The sequence below is a fragment of the Bacillus cereus group sp. BfR-BA-01360 genome, assembly GCF_022663595.1.
GTDB classification, from domain to species: domain Bacteria; phylum Bacillota; class Bacilli; order Bacillales; family Bacillaceae_G; genus Bacillus_A; species Bacillus_A cytotoxicus.
The window spans coordinates 63,540-82,841 of the sequence record NZ_JAKUFV010000008.1; the positions used below are offsets into that span (position 1 = coordinate 63,540).

A 19,302-nucleotide genomic window follows, 5' to 3' on the forward strand; every position below is an offset into this window, starting at 1 on the left:
TTATTATTTAATTTTCTCCATAAGAAAATCAGGACCGACTGCACGAAGGCTATTATATAACAATTAGGGAATTTTATGCTATACAAAAATTCTCACCTTTTAATGGAAAGATGCTGTCTTACATTTCAAACAGGTAATAAAAATAGCAATTATAGCCGATGTAAAACCACTTCCACAAAAACCAGAAAACTATATCTATACCTTTATGAGCTTGCCTCAATAACTACATTCCTCTTTATAAATAGAAAAAGTGCTACTTTATAGCAGCACTTTTTCTATTTAGTGTTCCCCATGTCCCTTTCCATTCTCTTGCACAATCTCAAGTTTTTCATCTAATATACCTTGCGTTTCAAATGAAATATCGGTAGTGCTTCCTAATAAGAAAGCGTGGTTGTATGGACCTAATGTTGGATCATCTTTAAACTTGGGCTGGATAGTTGCCAATAAATCATACACTGGCTGGGTAACCTTTCCTTCCTCTAGCAAAAGAACTGGAGCATGCTTTCCCATATGCGAAAACGATGCACCAGCAATTGCTAAATCTGGTGTTTTTGTTGATAGAAATGAAATACCATGGCCCGGTTTTGTGAGCCCCCATCCAAACTTTGTTTTCCGATCTTTAAATGTAGCAAAGGCGATTGCATTTTCTGTAGGGGTGTCTCCGCTAATACGCGTTACTTTCCCATACTTCGCTAACTGTTTTTCTACTTCTTTTGAAATAATGGCTTCTGGTCCTAACACATATATATTCGCCTTATCTTTTCTCATTTTTAATGCTTCTATTGTTGCCTCTGGTACTTTATCTTTCCCTACATACAAAAGTGGTTCCGGCATATGTGCAATCCAATTTATCGCAGGTGTTGTATAAAGACGCCCTTCCTCTTCAAATGAACCAATAATAACATTGTCTGGATACCTACCTGCTATATCGGCATACTCTTTATCAACTTCTCTAGCAAATTTAGCTGGATCTGTTTCTTTTATTTGTTTTACTTTATATTCTTTTAATTGTTCTAAAGCAGAAGTTCCTACATCCCCCATCACCATAATTTGTGTTCCATCTTTTGTCCCAAGCGGTTGCAATCGTTTTATTTCGTTTAATGTCGCTTCTGGAATTCCATTTTTATCCACGAATAAAATCGGGCCATTGTTTGGATGATGAATGAGATCTGCACTCGCTATCCCAAGTTTCCATTCATTTATTGGTACTAAAATAACCGCTCCCGGCTGATTTTCTCTATGAGTCGCTGGCCAAATCATTTGTGATGTTAATACGGCCATTTGCACGGGATCATTTGTATTGAGCCTTGTACTATTTTTTAAACTCAACGTGTGTAAATTACTAGAGGCGTGCGCGTTCATTTCTTTCGGTGCCGCCGACTTATGAGTCATGCTCATTTCTTGTTTCTGCTCATTTTTCTTCTCATTATGTTCTGTATTTGCTTGTCCACACGCTGTAAGATTCACCGCTGTCATAATGGTAATGCCTAAAACGCAGGTTATTTTTTTCACTCGCTTCCCCTCCGTATCTATTATTCTCGAGCTAATATTCTTACCTAAAGTAGAACTTCACCTTATACAATAGCAATCAAATCTAAAAAAATTATGCAGATACATAATAATCTGCACCATTTCTTCACGATTTTGCATTACACTTTAAGAAATGAATAACAAATATGGAGGAAACTCTATGATTGATATATTACTTGTAGATGATGAACCCAAAATGTTAGAATTATTAACTCTTTATCTTACACCTAAGGGGTATAACTGCGTTTGTGCAACTTCAGGACAAGAAGCGATTTCTTATATCGAAAAACAAAATTTCAAATTCGTGCTTCTTGATATTATGATGCCAAACATGGACGGTTGGGAAACATGTAAAAACATCCGTTCATTCAGCCGTATTCCTATCATCATGGTAACAGCTCGTGATCAAAAAATAGATGTTGTGCATGGATTAAAGATAGGTGCGGATGATTATATAACAAAGCCGTTTCACGAAGAAGAACTGTTAGCGCGAATTGAAGCGGTCCTACGACGTACAAATGAGCATGAACAAATCCAATATAAAGGGATTTTATGGGATGAAGTAAAGCACTTCGTTTCTATTTATGAACAAGAAGTGTTACTCACCCCTATTGAATTTTCTCTGCTTGGGTTATTTTTGCGCCACATAAATTATGTACTTAGCCGCGATCAACTTATTGAGCGTATTTGGGGGTTAAATGCAAATACAGAAGATCGTACAATTGATTCTCATATTCGTAATTTACGTGACAAGTTACGAAAAGCTCGCTTCCCTATTGACATACATTTAAAAACGGTATATGGAGTCGGCTATCACTGGATTGATACTGAATAATAAGGAGTAGTCAGATGAAACGAATCTCTGTTCAACTAGGATTTTATTTTTTAATCGTCACACTTTTAATCGAAAGCGTTCTATTTATTCTTTTGTATTACAGCCTTGTTAACACGAGAGTAAATGAAGAAATGAATGCATTATTAAAGCGTGGCAATAGCCATCGTGATGTATTAGAAAAATATTTTGATTCACAAACAATTTCTCATGTTGCATTAATGGAGTCAGAAGCAGAGACAACTGCCGTTATTACAAATACGGATAAAAAAGTGTTAGCAAAGTCCAATTATATAGATTCCACTATAAAGATGTATATTACAAAAATGAAAATAAGACCAAGTCATAACGGAACGATTATTGAAAGCCACTGGAAAACTTCTAATTACATATGTACTGTTAGCCCTATTGTAATAGGAAAGAAAGTACAAGGGTACGTATATATGTTTCTCGGCACAAACTCAATTAAACAAATGGTCAATGGGCTAACAAAACAATTTATGATTGCAGGTCTCATTACTTTTCTATTAACAGTGATTACAATTTTTCTACTATCACGCTTATTAACAAAGCCTCTGATTCGTATGAAACATGCAACTGAAAAAATGAGTCGTGGTGATTTATCTATTTCTTTACGTACATCTCGAAATGATGAAATCGGTGAACTTGCTAGCGCAATTCAAACACTGGCAAATGATTTACATTATATGAAAAAGGAACGCAGTGAATTTCTAGCAAGCGTAGCACATGAATTAAGAACCCCGCTTACGTATGTAAAGGGCTATGCAGAGATTGCACAAAAACGTACTACACAGCCTACAGAACGAGAGAAATATTTGTCCATTATAAAAGAGGAAGCGGATTACATTACGAATTTAGTACAAGATTTATTTATACTTGCCCAGATGGAGAAACATAATTTTTTAATTGAAGCGAAAAGGATCGATTTAGAAAAGTTTCTAAATCGGATTGTCACAAAAGTGAATGGAATATATGTCCAAAAACATCTTACCGTCTCCTTAACATGTCCTCCATCACTTTTTATCACTTTAGACGAAAGACGGTTTGAACAAGTTATTATGAATATTTTAAATAATGCTTATAGGCATTCAGCAGAGTATTCAGTGATTACAATCACCGTCACAGCATATGTGTCACATATTAAGATTTCGATTCAAGATACAGGAGAAGGAATTCCGCCGGAAGATATTCCGCATATCTTTGAACGTTTTTATCGCGTTGATAAAGCACGATCACGTGCAACGGGAGGAACCGGATTGGGTCTGGCGATTGTGAAAGAAATTGTAGAACTACATGACGGTCATATTACTGTTAGCAGTAAATTAAATAAAGGAACATGTTTTACTATTACTTTGCCACGAGAAAAAGAGAGTACAATGATGTAATTGTACTCTCTTACTTTTTTTCTATTAACTCCACTGTTTCAGTAATCTGAATGCTATCTTTAACAGATTGTGCAATTGTACAATTTTTCACTGCAATTGCTAACGCCTTTTCGAGTTGCATGAGCGTAATTCCCTCTGCCCTTACTTTATAGTGCAGATGTACACTCTCAACAGGTCTTGATAAAGCATCACTGTGCTCAACTGTCGTTTCAATTGTAAATGTGTCATACTGAATACGCTTCTTTTCTAAGATCGTTCGAAAAACAATTGCACTACATCCTGCAATGGAAGAAATGAATAGTTCTAACGGGGAATACCCATTTTCTTTTCCAATTGACAACTGTCCATACGAATACTCAGCTTGAATATGATCATGCTTAATTGTTAGTCTCATACGCTTTATCCATCTCCACTTTCATCACTTTTTGCCGCTTCTTATTTATATAATAATACACATAGCAACAAATGATAAATGGAATACCGCAATATAAAGCCATCCGTTGTTCTGGAATAAACGCTAAACTAATGATAACGATACTATTTGTAACGAGAGCTAGAATTGGAACAATTGGATATAGCGGAGTCTTATATTTCAAGTCTTCTAACTTGCCTCCATCCTTTACATACTGACTTCTAAAACGAAGTTGTGATAGCGCAATAATAACCCAGCTAGCAACAGCAGATAATCCTGCTACAGACAATAGATACATGTATACTGTATCTTCTGCAAAGAAGCTTGTCAGTAAAGATAAACCAGCTACAGCAATCGTAACAATTAACGCTGTAATTGGAATACCACGTTTATTTACTTTTTTGAAAGAAGTCGGTGCCATTCCTTCATTTGCAAGAGACCATAGTATACGCGTCGCTGCGTATAATCCAGAATTTGCTACAGATAATAGCGCTGTAATAATGACAAAGTTCATAATATCGGCTGCATAAGGAATCCCAATTTTATCAAATACAACAACGAACGGGCTTTCAATAACCCCTGCTTCTTTCCATGAAATTAATCCTACTAAAATCGTCATTGTTAAAATAAAGAATAACATGATGCGCCATACTGTGTTACGAATGGCACGAGGAATTGTTTTCTCTGGCTGTTCACTTTCTCCAGCTGCTATCCCGATAAGTTCTGTTCCTTGAAAAGAAAAATTAACTGTAATCATTGTAAGAAGTACAGCAGCAACCCCATTTGGAAACAATCCACCGTCATTTACAAAGTTAGAAAAAAGAGGTGCTGCCGCTTTTCCATCATACGGTAAAAAGCCAAGCAATGCACAGCCTCCTAAAACGACAAATACAACAATTGTAATTACTTTTATACTAGAGAACCAAAACTCTAATTCAGCATAGCTTTTCGCTGAAATTGCATTCGAAATGTATAAAATAAGTCCAAAGATCAAACACCATACCCAAACATCTACAGATGGAAACCATCTTTTCATCATCAAGCCTATTGATGTTAGCTCTAATCCAACTGTAACAGCCCATCCTAGCCAATATAACCATCCAATCATAAAGCCTGTTCCCGGCCCAATAAATTTCGTCGCATATTTTTGAAAAGATCCAGAAACTGGCATCGCGACAGTTAGTTCACCGAGACAAAGCATCGTTAAATACATAATAAATCCACCAACTAAATAAGAAAGAATAGCTCCCCCTGGTCCTGCCTGGTTAATCGTATACCCTGATCCAAGAAAAAAACCTGTTCCGATGACACCCCCAAGCGCAATCATAAATAAATGTCTACTCTTCATCGTTCGATGTAATTTCTCGTTCGTTGTTTGCTGCATCGTAATCCTCCCCTATAAAAACCCTCTGTTTTGAAAATTTTCTGATAATAAAAATATACACGAAAGCGTTTACAATTTCTATATAAAATTAAAACTTTTCTGATAAAACTATACATTTTTTATTATGAACACAACTCATTTTGTATTCACAAGAGAAGATGGTTTTATTAGTAAAAAAACTCTTACATGTCCGTAAGAGTTAATGATGTTCTAATTTTCTTGATAAAATTGACAATTGATAATTTACAACAAAATATATACAAGCTACTAATACAAATGTAGGAATCATGTAATTCACATTTTGTCCATTAATAATTTGGGCATTATGCATAAGCTCCGGTAATGAAATGACAACTGCTAATGATGTATCCTTTAATAAAGATATAAATTGGCTCACTAGCGGTGGTACCATACGTCTCAACGCTTGTGGTAAAATAATGTACCAAATTGTTTGTATATATGACAATCCTGAAGCTCGCCCTGCTTCTATTTGCCCTTTCTCAATCGATAATAAGCCGCTGCGAACAATCTCTGAAATCATCGCTGCCTCAAAAATTGTTAAAGCAACAATCGCTGCTGTTTTAATCTCTAATTTCAACCCAGCTTCTGGAAGTGCAAAATAAGTAAAGAAAATAATTAAAAGCAATGGTAAGTTACGAATCATTTCAACAATGACGGCGAATATTTGCGATAGAATCGGTATTTTCGTATATCGTACTGTTCCCACTATACTACCGATAAGAAAACTAAGGAAAATAGAAATAATGGCGATTTCTAATGTGACAAGTAATCCTTTTAATAGGAAAACAATATGATCTCCAGTATAAGCTCCTTGAAAATCCATCTATACCGCTCCTTTCGCCAAGCGTTTTTCCAAGTAACGCACAAGCATGCTAAGTGGTACAGTTAAAAGTAAGTAAAACATCCCAACAAATATATACACATCAAATGTGACAAATGTTCTCGTTGAAATTAAATCTCCTTGATACATTAAATCTGCTCCGGCAATAATTCCAAGAATCGAAGAGTTTTTTACTAAATTAAGAAATTGGTTGCCTAGCGGCGGAATGACGATTTTAATAGCTTGTGGTAACACAACATAATACATCGCTTGTACGTATGTTAAACCAGAAGAACGTGCTGCTTCCATCTGTCCTTTTGCAACAGATAAAATTCCGGCTCGAATCGCTTCTGCAATAAAAGACGCTGTATATATAGTAAGCGCTGCTGTTCCTGCAACAAACCCACTTAATGTAACACCGACGACTGGAAAGGCAAAATAAAAGGCGAATGCAATTAAAACGATGGGGATATTTCGAACAAATTCTACATACGCTGTACCAATCCAATTTAACGCTCGAATTGGCGTAATTCGCATAACGGCTATAATAACACCGAGAAGAAAACTACCAATCAAGGCAATTACACTGGACAATAACGTATATTTAAATCCCTCCAAATACAAATCTATGTTATTTGTCAAAATTGAAAAGTCAGGCAAACTTCCACCCTCTTTCTTTATAAGAAGAGGATGAGCCAACCTCATCCCTCTCCTCGCAATCTACTATTTTTCTGGCTTTTCCCCAATCCATTTCTCGTATAACTTGTCATATTCTCCATTTTCTTTTATTTCTTTTAACAAATCATTGATCTCTTTCGTTAAATCCGTTGCTCCTTTTTGAACGGCAATGCCGTATGGCTCATTCGTAAAGATCTTACCCACTACTTCATAATTCGCATCTTGTTTGGCCATTCCATATAAAATTGCATTATCAGTCGTTAAGACATCTCCCTGTCCCGCCTTTAATGCTGTAAATGCTTCACTATAATTTTCGAATTCTAATACGGTTGCCTCCGGTGCTTTTTGACGAACATTTTGTGTTGATGTGGATCCTTTTACCGCTAATACTTTTACCCCTTTTTTCACATCATCAATACTTTTAATATCGCTTCCTTTTTTCACAAGCAATGATTGACCTGCTTTAAAATATACATCTGAAAAATCCACTTCTTTTTTCCGTTCTTCTGTAATTGTCATTGTCGCAATAATCGCATCAATATCTCCATTTTTCAGCATTGGAATACGCGTTTTCGAAGTTACTTCTTTTAGTTCTAGTTTCTTCTCATCACCAAGAATCCTTTTTGCAAGTGCTTTTGCCATATCAACATCAAACCCTTCTACTTGCCCTGTTGAAGGGTTCTTTAATCCAAATAAATTAGTATCATTCTTTACACCAACTACTAACTTTCCGCGTTTCTTAATTTGTTCGACCACTCCGCCACTTGTACTTGTTTCTTTCGCCTCTTCTTGTTTATTTCCACATCCTGCAACAATCAAAGTAAATAAGCACACAAAAACAATAAGAGTAAACCATTTTTTCATCCTTTTCATCATGCTCCTCCTCTAATGATTGAATACTCTTCTTAAAAACAGTCTCGCTCTCTCCTGCTCTGGGTTCACAAAAAACGCTGCTGGTATTGTATCCTCAATAATCTGTCCCTCATCCATAAATAAAATTCGATCTGCTACCTCACGTGCAAATCCCATCTCGTGTGTGACAACAACCATTGTCATCCCTTCTTTCGCTAGCGCTTTCATAACATCCAGCACTTCCCCAATCATTTCCGGGTCAAGCGCAGACGTTGGCTCATCAAACAGCATAATTTCTGGTTGCATAGCTAGCCCTCTAGCGATTGCAACTCTTTGTTGTTGTCCACCGGATAATTCATGCGGATATACCCCTGCTTTTTCAGGTATCCCCACTTTTTCTAAATAAAACATGGCTGTTTTTTCAGCTTCTTCTTTAGAAATTTTATTTACCTTCATTGGTGCTAATGTAATATTTTGAAGCACCGTTTTATGTGGATATAAATAAAAATGCTGAAAAACCATTCCAATATTTCGGCGCAATTTATTCATATCTGTCTTGGCATTGTGCACTTCTGTATTTTGGACAATTAATTCCCCATCCGTAATTGCCTCTAACTGATTGATACACCTGAGTAGTGTACTTTTTCCTGATCCCGAAGGTCCTACAATAACAACTACTTCTCCTTTTTGAATTTGAATATTAATATTTTTTAAGACTTGAAAGTTACCATAATATTTATTTACATTACGAAACTCAATCAACATACTCCCCCTTCCCCTAACAAAGCATGTACATTCTTTTTATATTCAAAAGGATCCTAAAAAATAACTTTGCCCCATAAAAAAGTGCTACAACTCGGAATAAGAATGCAATTCTAGTAACGAAATGATTGTAGTAATTCAACAAAAATCAAGATTTCCTGCATTTGATCTTCAACAATCAAAAAAAGCAAAGGGATTTCCCTTTGCTGTCTCATTGCTATTCTTTTATGATACTTCTTCTTTCTTATCTTTTCCGTATTCATGCTCCCAGAAATCTGCATTTTTAATTCCAAGTTCTCGCGGATGAAATACGGGGTCTTTCCCTTCTTTCTTCTGCTTCTCATAATCTTTTAATGCTAGAATGGCTGGCTTTTGCAAACATAAAATCGCAATAATGTTAACCCACGCCATAATCCCTACACCAATATCCCCTAAAGCCCAAGCTGTCTCTGCCGTTTTGACACAACCATAAAATACAACTCCTAAGAAAATAAATTTTAGTAACATCAACATCCAAGGGCGATCTTTCTTACGATTTAAGTAGGCAATATTCGTTTCAGCGATATAATAATATGCCATTACTGTTGTAAATGCGAAGAATAGTAAGGAAATAGCAACGAAACCGTTTCCAAATCCAGGGAAGACAGATTCAACCGCAGCCTGCGTATAACCAGGTCCCGGCTGTGCACCATTTAATTTATTGACAATAAAATTTTTGCCACTCGCATCAAATACGTTATACATGCCTGTAATGATCATCATAAATGCAGTTGCAGAACAAACAAATAATGTATCAATATAAACAGCAAATGCTTGCACTAACCCTTGCTTAGCTGGATGTGAAACTTCCGCAGCAGCCGCAGCATGTGGCCCAGTTCCTTGCCCTGCTTCATTAGAATAAATTCCACGTTTTACCCCCCAAGAAATAGCTAAACCGATAATTCCACCAAATGCAGATTCTAAAGCAAATGCACTTTTTATAATTAACATAAATGCTTCTGGTAACTTTTCAATATTCATTACAATAATCGCACAAGCTACGAGAATATAACCAACTGCCATAAAAGGCACTACAACTTGCGCTACATTTACAATACGCTTTACTCCACCAAAGATAATAAGAGCGACTATTCCGACTAATATTACTCCAGATACAGATGTATTCACACCAAACGCTGTTTCTAAACTTAACGCAATACTATTTGCTTGCACACCAGGAAGAAGCAGCCCCGTTGCAAGAATAGTTGCTATAACAAACAATAACGCATACCATTTCAGTCCTAGCCCCTTCTCAATATAATAAGCGGGCCCGCCACGAAATTGTCCCTTATGTTTCGTTTTATATATTTGTGCAAGTGTCGATTCTATATAAGAAGATCCCGCACCTAAAAAGGCCACTGCCCACATCCAAAATATGGCTCCTGGACCCCCAAATGCAATCGCTGTTGCGACCCCAGCAATATTTCCCGTCCCCACGCGCCCTGATAAAGACAGTGCTAATGCTTGAAACGAAGAAACACCTGCTTCTGACTTTTCCCCCTGAAATGTAAGTTTCAACATTTCTCCAAAATGCCTGAGTTGTAAAAATCTCGTTCGAATAGAAAAATATAAACCTGCACCCAAACATAAATAAACAAGCGCAGAACTCCAAACAATATGATTTAACCATCCTACGAATGCTTCCACAATTCCCCCTCCTTTTTATAAAGAATATTCAGAATATATAAAAATTATAAACTCATCCTCAAATCATGACAATATTATTTTAATAAAGCAAGCATATTTTTGTATAAAAAAAACAAAGTATATCGCTTTTTCATATACTTTGTCTCTTCAAATTTGTATTATATATTCACAATTGGCTGTTCTTTCATAATTCTCTTATATAATGAATCAGATAATGTATGAAAATACTCCGGCATTTCTTTTCCTTTAAATTTCTTTTGAATTGTACCATATAAACCGATATCACGAAGTCTTAAAAATAGTGATAAAGATTCATACCATCTTTCCTCTAATTGATGTTCTAGCTCATACCCTGATCGTAATACTTTTAATTGATGGCGAGCAAATGCTGTTTTTTCTTCCATTGCCCCATTTATTACCATCGCTGAATAATAGAGAACCATCGCTATATCATGTATAAAATAATTATACGTAGCATCATCAAAATCAAAAATTGTTAATTTTGTTCCATCATAATGAAAATTCCCTTGATGAATATCGCCGTGTATAAGTCCAAAACTTTTCTTTTCTATCGGCAGTTTTTTTATATGATTAATTAATGTATTCGCAATCTGTTTCAACGGTTCATCCTCTAAATCTTCTATAATCGCTCTTTCATCTACCTCCCATGTCGTACGATGTCTTGTTTCAGGGTAATCCATTGTAAGGCGATGAATTTGTCCAATTGCTTTTCCCCATGCTTGAAACAAATCATCTCCCCAATGTATAGAGGCATCATCTTTTATTCTTTCCCCTTGTGCATATGAAAAAAGGGACGCATAAAAGGTTGTTCCATCTGTTGCTTGTATTCCTTCTACTAGTTTTCTAGTTTTTGAATTATGTGGTCCGGCAATATGCGCTCCATGTTCTTTTAAATATTGCAAAAACTCTAATTCAGCTTGGACTTGCACCTCAGACCGATGAGAAGAATGAGTCAATCTCAACACATAGGATCCTTTCTTTTCATCCTCGGCATGAAAAATATAATTTTCGAAATCTCCAAGTGGTTTTTTTTCTACTTTCACATGAAATAAACTTGCCGCTTCTTCTAAAATAGTATCATTAAAGACCTGTTCTACAGTTATTTCCATATGTACAATCCCTCCTTTATATGTACTATATTGAATTCGGCATAAATGTAAGAAATACTCCCACAAAGTGAAACTTTAATGAACCCTCACCAATCGGGCTACCCTAAAATAGCGAGATAAATTTTTCATATTTTTCTTTTCATTCTAAAAAACATGTAGTATACTAGCTTCAAAATCAGAGGAGAAAGGGAGCAAAGAACTATGTTTACTTATAAATCTGTAGTTACATTTGCACAAAAACATCATCATCATACGTAAACCCTTGAAACCTAGCGGAAAAAATGACGCGTAGGTACAAGGGTTATTCCCGTTGTACCTACACTTTGCTAAAGAGCCATGTAGGTATTTTTTATCTACATGGCTCTTTTTTGTTTATAAAAAGCTAGTAAAAGATGATGAATAAGCAAAACTACTACAAAGGAGATCATAAATATGGAAACGAGAAAATGGGGTTTATGGATTTTAACAGCATTCGTAGTTGGGAATATGGTCGGAGGAGGCGTATTTATGCTACCGGCAAATTTAGCACAAGTATCAGGTCCCTTAGGTTCTACACTCGCTTGGAGTATTACAGGACTTGGTGTATTTACGATTGCACTTGTATTTGGAAATCTTTCCGTACGTAAACCAGAATTAAAGGCGGGCCCACAAAGTTATGCACAAGCCATGTTCCCTTCACTAAAAATCGGGAAAGTGGCTGGTTATAGCATGGCATGGGGATATTGGGCGGCAAATTGGGCAGCGACTGCTTCCGTCATTATTTCGTTTGCAGGATATTTATCTACGTTTTTCCCGATTTTACAAAGCAAGCAAATTCTCTTTTCCATAAGCGGCTCTTCATTGGAGCTTGGAAAAGGATTAACATTCGCGGTATGTAGCATTATGCTGTGGGGTATTCAATATATTCTATCTCAAAATATTGATCGAGCAGGCAATATGAATCTTGTAGCAACCATTGCTAAGATTATTGGATTTACGATGTTTATTGTGATTACATTATTTATTTTTAACGTCTCTAATTTGGGTGATGGACAAACTTTTATGAGTGAATCTGGAACATCAATTCCATTAGGTGGACAAGTCAATTCTGCTGCTATCGCTACACTTTGGGCCTTTATTGGAATCGAGTCAGCTGTTATGCTATCGAACCGAGCCAAATCACAGCGTGACGTAAAAAGAGCTACTATTTTAGGATTAATCATTGCTCTTCTTATTTATATGGCGATTACATTGCTAACAATGGGAGCTCTCCCGCAAGAAGTTTTGAAAGAGTCGCAAAAGCCGTTAGTAGATGCTCTAAACTTAGCCATTGGTAATCAAGGCGCTTACATTATGGCACTGCTTGCACTCATATCTCTATTCGGCTCTACTGTTGGTTGGATTGTTGTTAGTTCTGAGGTACCTTATCAAGCAGCAAAGAATGGACTTTTCCCAAAATTCTTTGGAAGAACAAATCAAAAAGGAAGTCCCTCAAAAGCGCTTCTCATTACAAATATTATGACACAAATTTTCTTATTTTCTACGATTTCTGGTACGGTTTCAGAAGCTTATCATTTCGCCATTGTCGTTGCCACTTTAGCCTATTTAATCCCATATCTTGTTTCTACACTATATCAACTAAAACTCGTTATAACGGGCGAAACATATGAGATACAAACTGGTTCTCGTATAAAAGATGGAATCATCACCTTACTAGCATTCTTTTATTCCACTTGGGTTATTAAAACAGGAACAGCAGACTTAACAACATTTTTCTTAGGAATTGGGTTATTTGTATTAGGCCTTATTCTTTATCCAATTTTAATGAAGAATTCACCGCCCCTTATTTCTGAACAACGAAATAACAAAGCAAGCTAACAAAAAGAAGCGGGAAATAACCATTTTTTTGGTTTACTCACCGCTTCTTTTCTCTTAATGACTTTTATAGTGTTCTACATAAGGCGAGATCGAATCCTCCCATTCCTAACATAACAAGAATGAAATAACACGCTCCCAAAAATAACCATTAAATGCACCGACGAAACTTGAATCACCGTTGTCTTCATTCCCACTGATTAAAAAACGATTAAGAGCCTCTTTTGCTTATCGATTTTATATGTAAGAAAGAATAAATGAAAGGTATAAATAGGAAAAGTCACTTCGTTCAGCTATTATGTATATTTACTACTAAAAAAATAATCTATTCAAATTCGATTGCTTCTTTGTTTTATAATGCCCGCTTCCTCCCTTCTCTTTCCTTTGCATACCATAAAAAAACACGTTATCATAAGATATATTGTTTTATTTTATGAAAATAATGTTAGGTGGGAAACACATGTTAGAACAATTGCATATACATGCTGATTTAAAGCAGCTACTAGCGGCAATTCATGAAAAAAATAAGCAAGCAGCTGGTGAAAATAAACATTTAATTGGAACAAAAGTGTATAAAGCGGCTGATAATAGCATTCTTGAAGATGCTATTACAGCTCTTTTACTTGGAAAAAATATTCTATTAAAAGGACCAACTGGTAGTGGAAAAACTGTACTAGCAGAGACGCTTTCTTCCTTATTTCAAAAGCCAATGCATAGCATTAACTGCTCTGTTGACCTAGATGTAGAAGGGATTTTAGGATACAACACACTACAGACAAAAGATGGTGCTTCTGAAGTTACCTTTATTGATGGTCCCCTTATGAAAGCAATGAAGAATGGTCATTTCCTATACATTGATGAAATTAACATGGCGAAACCTGAAACACTTCCCCTTCTTCATGGTGCATTAGATTATCGTAAAATGATTACAAACCCATTTACACAGCAAGTTGTACATGGAGATGAAGAATATCGTGTAATCGCAGCTATTAATGAAGGGTATGTTGGAACAAGCGAATTAAATGAAGCTTTAAAAAACCGCTTCGTTATCATTGAAGTTCCTTATATTCAAGGTGAAACATTAAAAGAATTATTATTATCTGATTCAAAGTTAAAAGATATGGCAACTATTGAAAAGTTTGTTGCATTTGCAAGTGACCTTATGCCTCTTGCTCGTGACGGTCGTGTAAGTGAAGAAGCAGCAAGTATTCGCGGTATTCTTGATGCATGTGATTTAAGTGTATATATCCCTGTTATGCGTGCAATCGAACGAAGCATCATTGCAAAACTAAGTGATGAAACAGAACAAATGACTGTCCGTGAATTAGCGGAGAGCTACTTCTTTGAGGGATAATTCATGAGACAAATTTTTAGTGACAAAAAAATTGATGCGTCGCTGTTTCTTCAAATGGAAAACTTAATGTATGCCCTTCTAAAAGAAGAGGATGCTTACTTAGAATATGGCTATAAAGCTTACTATGATGAAGTTGAACAAAAAGTTGTCATCAGTCATTTTTGGGATGATCGCAAAGAAGACGATATGATAGTCGGCTTAAAAAGCGAAGTATTTTTAAAGGCACTTGGCAATAAGCATTATTCCGATATGAGATTAATTCGATCTTACGCTATCGAATTACAAGAGTCTTCTCTTACAAAATTTCTAACACAATTGTTTATTCTACTGGAAGACTTACGCATTGAAGAGATTGTAAAAGATTTACGCCCTGGTACGAAGTATATTTTCAAAAGACGTAAAGAAATGTACCGTAATTATTTCAGTTCACAAAATGAAATCAATCGCGTTCGTAACTATCAAGCTGATCGTCTTTTCTGCTTATGCTATCTCTCACTCACAAGCGATAAATACGAAATGTTTCACAATGAGTACTTTGAACAAATTGAAACGTTGTTACACGATGTATTCCAAGCTCGTAATACAGAAGATATTATGTATATTGTGGAGAAAATTCGTTATCGTTTAGAAGGATTTCTTGAAAGTGATATGATTAACACCTACTTTGGGCATGCCCCTCTCTATTTATCTGTTATTGCTGATGAAAAAGATGGACATCCTGAAGACTTAGCAAATGATGATATTCAAATTGTCGATGACAATGAGAATAAAAGTAAAATGAATGAAAGCTTTTCTACATGGCATCGAGAAAACAAAAATAATGAAAATGAAAATTTCTTACGCTTTGAATTAGAAAGTGGAACAAAAACGAATATGATGGGTGATACAGCTCGTGAATCTGAAGATGGCGATCAAGCGCTCGGCTCCGTACAAGGAACTTCACAAAAGAGTACACAGTCCAACTTTGATGGAGCTGATGCTGAAGATGCGAGAGCGTCGCATGCTTCTAGCCAGCATGAAGGCACATACGGTAAATATAACGTCGGTGCTTCTCATACGTTTAAAGAATCCCGCAAGCCAAACCATGATGAAAAGAAAGACTATCAGGCCATCAAGTCGATTATCAATAAAGATGTGAAAGAATTAAAGAAAATTATTGAGAAAACGATTGAAAATAAAACAAATGCAAATAGTGATAAATATTATGGAAGACTTCATAAAAAGTTTTTACGTATTTATACCGAAAAACAGCCGCGAATGTTTTATAAAAAAGGACAGGAATCTCAAGAACTTGATGTAGCCTTTCAACTGCTCGTTGATTGCTCTGGTTCTATGTATAATAAAATGCAAGAAACAAAGAAAAGTGTTGTGTTATTCCATGAAGCATTAAAATCATTAAAAATCCCACACGCCATCAGCGGCTTTTGGGAAGATGCTTCAAGCGCTACCCCAGAAAACAAACCGAATGTCATTCATGAAGTTGTAACATACAAAAACTCAACACTTCCAAATGTTGGACCTGAAATTATGCAACTACGTGAAGAAGAAGACAATCGCGACGGTTACATTATTCGCATCGTTTCTGAAAAGCTCGCGAAAAGAACAGAAAAACATAAATTCTTACTCGTTTTTACAGACGGTGAACCTTCTGCACTAGATTATCAACAAGATGGTATTTTAGATACGCACGAAGCTGTTAAACTTGCTCGCAAAAACGGCATGGAAGTCATTGGTATCTTCATCGAAGAAGGCGAAGCAAAAGAAGCAACTTATCAATTGATGAAAAACATCTATAATCATCATTTCTTAATCGCCAATGATGCTGAAGATTTACGATTAAAAATCAAACCCTTATTGAAGAAATTACTACTGAAGACGATTGAATAGCAAACAGGGGCCGAACAGGGCCCCTGTTTTTAGTTGTGATTTATCGAACGAGCGATCCCCTGAAGCTAGCACCAAACAAAGCAGTCTAGATAAGAATACGGTAAAGTCCATATAACGAGAAACGTTATTTCTTTCCTAAACTACATTTAGGTATGATGACAAAAAAGAGCCAATCCATTCGAATCGGCTCTCTTCATTAACTCAGTACTAACTCATCTGTTAACTTTTTTTTTAATTTTGCTAGCATATCTGCTGTCATTTTATCTAAGTCATACTCCGCTTTAAAACCCCACTCTTCTTTTGCTGCTGTTGCATCAATTGAGTTTGGCCAACTATTAGCAATTGCTTGGCGAGCTGGATCTACTGCATAATCCATTGTAAATGTTGGAATGTGTTTGCGAATTGCTGCAGCAATCTGTTCTGGCTCGAAGCTCATTGCTGTAATATTGAAAGCATTGCGATGTACGAGTTTACTTGGATCAGCTTCCATTAATGAAATAATTGCTTGCAAAGCATCGGGCATATACATCATATCCATGTATGTTTCTTCTGCGATGTAGGAGGTGTATGCACCTTTTTTAATTGCATCATAATAAATTTCCACCGCATAATCAGTTGTACCGCCTCCTGGAGGAGCTACATAAGAGATTAAACCTGGGAAACGTACCCCGCGCGTATCAACACCAAATTTATGATAATAGTAATCGCACAATAATTCTCCTGCTACTTTGTTTACCCCATACATTGTAGTCGGACGCTGGATGGTGTCTTGCGGTGTAGCATCTTTTGGCGTTGTTGGACCAAATGCACCAATAGAACTTGGTGTAAAAAACTGACAATCTAGTTCCCGTGCTGCTTCTAGTGCATTGACAAGTCCGCCCATATTTAAATTCCAAGCAAACAGCGGATTCTTTTCTGCAGTTGCTGAAAGTAAAGCTGCTAAATGAATAATTGTATCTACTCCATTACGTTTTGCAATATCATGGAGTTTCTGACCATCTGTTACATCTAATTTTTCAAACGGACCAGATTTGACTACTTCACTGTCTTTTTCACGAATATCAGTTGCAATAACGTTTGATGTGCCGTATACATCACGAAGTTTCATGACAAGTTCAGAACCAATTTGCCCTAAAGAACCGGTTACTAAAATTTTTTTCATTTTCCCCACTCCTCATTTGCAAGCTTTCAAAAGATGTAAAAGTGTTAAATAATCCCCATTTCTTTTCCTACTTTTTCATACGTACGAATTGCTTCATCAAGCATTTCTTTCGTATGAGCTGCTGTTGGCATATTACGAACACGCCCTGTTCCTCTTGGTACAGTTGGGAACACGATAGATTTTGCATATACACCTTCTTCATTTAAACGTTTACTGAACTCTTGCGTTAACACTTCATCACCAATAATACATGGTGTAATTGGCGTTTCACTGTCCCCAATATTAAAGCCAAGATCTTTTAACCCTTGTTTTAAATAGCGACCATTTTCCCATAAACGATCATGCAGCTCCGTACTTTCCATTAAAATCTCGATAGATTTCTTGCAAGCCGCCGCATCAGCTGGTGTTAAAGCTGTAGAAAATAAGAATGGGCGTGAACGCACTTTTAACCAATCGATTAAGTTTTGCTTCCCTGCTACATATCCACCAATTACCCCAATTGCTTTTGATAGTGTACCAATTTGGAAATCTACTTTATCTGAAAGACCGAAATGCTTAACAGTACCTGCACCTTTTCCGAGCACTCCTGAACCATGTGCATCATCTACATATGTCATTAAATCTAATTCTTCAGCGATTTTAACGATTTCTGGTAATTTTGCAATATCACCATCCATTGAGAAAACACCATCTGTAATAACCATTAATTTGTTGTAAAGCCCTGATTCTTTGGCTTCGATTGCTTTTTTGCGTAAATCTTCCATATCAGAATGTTTATAAACGATTATTTTTGCTTTTGATAAACGAGATCCATCAATAATAGATGCATGGTTTAACTCATCAGAAAGAATAGCATCATGTTTATCCATTACAGCTGAAATTGCTGCCATGTTACAGTTAAATCCTGATTGATATGCAATCGCTGCTTCTGTATGTTTAAACTTTGCAATTGTTTCTTCTAATTTGATATGCAAGTCAAGTGTACCGTTAATCGTGCGAACTGCCCCCGCACCAACACCATACTTATGGATTGCACCAATTGCCGCTTCTTGCAGACGATTATCTGTTGCTAAGCCAAGATAGTTATTTGAAGATAAGTTAATATATTCTTTCCCGCCAATTGTAATCATTGGTCCATTTGGACTTTCTAGCGGATCAATTACGTTATAAAGTCCCTTTGCTTTCAAATCTTCTAAATTTTCTTCTAAAAATTTTGCAAGTGTTTTACTAGACATTGTGAAGCCTCCCATCATTCATGTAAGCGGATTATTGTCTCAATAATGCCAATACTCCCTCTATTAGCTTAACACGTTTTTTAATCTTATTATAGAAAAATAACATAAAGAAAACGCTTACATAATGTAATTATATATGATGCAACCAAAGAAATCTATCACTTGCTTTTAAAGTTTGATAGAAGAAACAAAATATGTAAAGGGAATGAGAACATGGCATTTATAGAATCTGAAGCGTATAATGAAGACTCTTTTTCAAACAATATATGAAGCGGAAATATCGACAAGATAACTCAA

At 36.0% G+C, this 19,302-nt stretch carries 15 protein-coding genes and 1 pseudogene; 5 read left to right on the forward strand and 11 right to left on the reverse strand.

What is annotated here, in order from left to right:
- Nucleotides 1-279 precede the first annotated feature (279 nt).
- Nucleotides 280-1,512, reverse strand: a complete 1,233-nt coding sequence (locus MR056_RS09835) for a cell wall-binding repeat-containing protein (protein WP_087097704.1) — start codon at nt 1,510-1,512, stop codon at nt 280-282.
- A gap of 178 nt (nt 1,513-1,690) precedes the next feature.
- On the opposite strand from MR056_RS09835, the gene MR056_RS09840 reads away from it, so the two are divergent.
- On the forward strand, nt 1,691-2,365 hold the full coding sequence (locus tag MR056_RS09840) for a response regulator transcription factor (RefSeq protein ID WP_087097702.1): 675 nt from the start codon (nt 1,691-1,693) through the stop codon (nt 2,363-2,365).
- Between the two features lie 14 nt (nt 2,366-2,379).
- A complete protein-coding gene (locus MR056_RS09845; protein WP_087097700.1) occupies nt 2,380-3,768 on the forward strand; it encodes a sensor histidine kinase in 1,389 nt (462 codons plus the stop codon).
- 10 nt (nt 3,769-3,778) lie between these two features.
- On the opposite strand, the gene MR056_RS09850 is transcribed toward MR056_RS09845, so the two are convergent.
- The 8 genes and pseudogenes from MR056_RS09850 to MR056_RS09885 all read right to left on the reverse strand — a co-directional run bounded on the left by MR056_RS09850 (nt 3,779) and on the right by MR056_RS09885 (nt 11,513).
- Entirely contained in the window at nt 3,779-4,162 is a 384-nt protein-coding gene (locus tag MR056_RS09850; protein ID WP_048723248.1) for an OsmC family protein, read from the reverse strand.
- Complete coding sequence (locus MR056_RS09855) at nt 4,146-5,564, reverse strand: amino acid permease (protein ID WP_087094463.1); 1,419 nt, start codon at nt 5,562-5,564, stop codon at nt 4,146-4,148. Before MR056_RS09855 ends, MR056_RS09850 begins: the two co-directional genes overlap by 17 nt.
- A 199-nt stretch (nt 5,565-5,763) precedes the next feature.
- Nucleotides 5,764-6,408 (reverse strand): amino acid ABC transporter permease, encoded by a 645-nt coding sequence (locus tag MR056_RS09860; protein WP_087097698.1) that lies wholly within the window; start codon nt 6,406-6,408, stop codon nt 5,764-5,766.
- Entirely contained in the window at nt 6,409-7,065 is a 657-nt protein-coding gene (locus MR056_RS09865; protein WP_041810221.1) for an amino acid ABC transporter permease, read from the reverse strand. It lies immediately after the preceding gene.
- A 63-nt stretch (nt 7,066-7,128) separates the two neighbouring features.
- Nucleotides 7,129-7,956 (reverse strand): glutamate ABC transporter substrate-binding protein, encoded by an 828-nt coding sequence (locus MR056_RS09870; protein ID WP_011983646.1) that lies wholly within the window; start codon nt 7,954-7,956, stop codon nt 7,129-7,131.
- A gap of 12 nt (nt 7,957-7,968) precedes the next feature.
- A pseudogene (locus MR056_RS09875) lies at nt 7,969-8,978 on the reverse strand (amino acid ABC transporter ATP-binding protein).
- Complete coding sequence (locus MR056_RS09880) at nt 8,923-10,383, reverse strand: alanine/glycine:cation symporter family protein (RefSeq protein WP_011983644.1); 1,461 nt, start codon at nt 10,381-10,383, stop codon at nt 8,923-8,925. Before MR056_RS09880 ends, MR056_RS09875 begins: the two are co-directional and overlap by 56 nt.
- A 158-nt stretch (nt 10,384-10,541) precedes the next feature.
- Entirely contained in the window at nt 10,542-11,513 is a 972-nt protein-coding gene (locus tag MR056_RS09885) for a phosphotransferase enzyme family protein (RefSeq protein ID WP_087097696.1), read from the reverse strand.
- Between the two features lie 432 nt (nt 11,514-11,945).
- Here MR056_RS09885 and MR056_RS09890 point away from each other — a divergent pair, with 432 nt between their 5' ends.
- The 3 genes from MR056_RS09890 (at nt 11,946) to MR056_RS09900 (ending at nt 16,608) form a co-directional block, all read left to right on the forward strand.
- Nucleotides 11,946-13,370 carry an amino acid permease gene (locus tag MR056_RS09890; RefSeq protein ID WP_087097694.1) on the forward strand — a complete coding sequence of 475 codons (1,425 nt, stop codon included), beginning with the start codon at nt 11,946-11,948 and terminating at the stop codon, nt 13,368-13,370.
- A gap of 457 nt (nt 13,371-13,827) precedes the next feature.
- On the forward strand, nt 13,828-14,721 hold the full coding sequence (locus MR056_RS09895) for an ATP-binding protein (protein ID WP_011983642.1): 894 nt from the start codon (nt 13,828-13,830) through the stop codon (nt 14,719-14,721).
- Nucleotides 14,722-14,724: 3 nt separating this feature from the next.
- Nucleotides 14,725-16,608, forward strand: coding sequence for a vWA domain-containing protein (locus MR056_RS09900; RefSeq protein ID WP_087097692.1), 1,884 nt, complete (start codon nt 14,725-14,727; stop codon nt 16,606-16,608).
- Between the two features lie 196 nt (nt 16,609-16,804).
- On the opposite strand, the gene MR056_RS09905 is transcribed toward MR056_RS09900, so the two are convergent.
- Both MR056_RS09905 and MR056_RS09910 read right to left on the reverse strand, forming a co-directional pair.
- A complete protein-coding gene (locus MR056_RS09905; protein WP_176371912.1) occupies nt 16,805-17,779 on the reverse strand; it encodes an L-threonine 3-dehydrogenase in 975 nt (324 codons plus the stop codon).
- Nucleotides 17,780-17,814: 35 nt separating this feature from the next.
- Nucleotides 17,815-19,005 (reverse strand): glycine C-acetyltransferase, encoded by a 1,191-nt coding sequence (locus tag MR056_RS09910; protein WP_011983639.1) that lies wholly within the window; start codon nt 19,003-19,005, stop codon nt 17,815-17,817.
- Nucleotides 19,006-19,302 lie beyond the last annotated feature (297 nt).